Below are 1,127 nucleotides of genomic sequence, written 5' to 3'. Positions count from 1 at the left end.
GATGCCAATGATAAACAGTGTGCTTTGGGTGTGATGCACTTTTACAAAACCGGCTCCTAGAAAGCCAAGGCACACCGCTGTTTGTATGATAAAGATATAGGCAGGCATTTGGTTGTTTCGGTGTTCTTTCTGAATGGCTTTCATCATAAAACTTGCCATCAGAGCATTTTGCACGCCGTTAGCACCCCCAAGGATGAAAAATGACAGCATCATTAACCATACAATATGTGTTAAGGAAAAGCAGAAAATTGCAAAACCAATTATTGTAGCGGCAAGTGATGCACCAGCGGCATTACCAAAGCGATGAAAAAGGCTGGAGAAACAGAGTGGACCAACCACGAGGCCAAGACTTAACATGCTTGTGATTACCCCATAGGTTTCTGCACTGAAGTACAGCTCAGTGCGGATGCGGACAATCGATAAGACGTTGAGAGCAGAGGTGAGGATGATGGTAATGATGAGGGGAGAAAGAGCATAGACAACATTTTTTTTACGCAAGAGACCCGTTAAATCTAGCCCTTTTTTGCTGTTTTGCGTTGTGTTTGTCGTTTGTGTATGAATTTTAAAACTTTTAAAACAGAAGAGAGTGATAAAGGTAGCAAAAAGAACCATGATTGACAACACAAACAATCCTTTTTGCCCGTTTGATATTCCATACAACACGCCCCCTAACAATGGTCCGGCAATATAGCCAAGATTACGAACTGTTTGGATAATGCGGTTGATACGGTCTAATTGCTGATCATTGGTTGCAAATTCTGGGACGGAAACGAGGATAGCAGACCAAAAGAGTGAACCAGCACAACCTAGTGCGAAAGAAAGGGCAATATAAACCCAAAATTGGTTGGCGATTGCAGCTGTGGCTATAAAGAGTGCTTCAAACAATAAAACAATGGGTACTGTTCGCGCTGGTTGGAAGTGATGCAAGAGGCGTGGTGCAATTGGTCCGGCACAAATTGCCCCGACAAGCCCTGCAAACAGCAGCATTGAAATAGATGCTGTGCTTTCTGCTAAGTGGAGAGCAAATGTAACTTGTGCTGTTTCATCGGCAAAGCTGCTAAAGCCCAAAACAAGGAAAAGCCCCATTTGGGTAAAAATCATGGATTTTTTCTTTGTCACAATGCTCC

General features: G+C 43.1%; 1 protein-coding gene. It reads right to left on the bottom strand.

Annotated features, from left to right (window positions below):
• A partial coding sequence (locus tag ACFIQE_RS10640; RefSeq protein ID WP_375707729.1) for an MFS transporter occupies window positions 1–1,119 on the bottom strand: 1,119 nt, incomplete at its 3' end.
• Window positions 1,120–1,127: the final 8 nt, after the last annotated feature.

This window comes from Bartonella sp. AA1HLJMS, from assembly GCF_042197445.1.
Classification (GTDB): domain Bacteria; phylum Pseudomonadota; class Alphaproteobacteria; order Rhizobiales; family Rhizobiaceae; genus Bartonella.
Note: the sequence above shows the minus strand (reverse complement) of the source record. Positions and strands in the feature narration are given on the sequence as shown.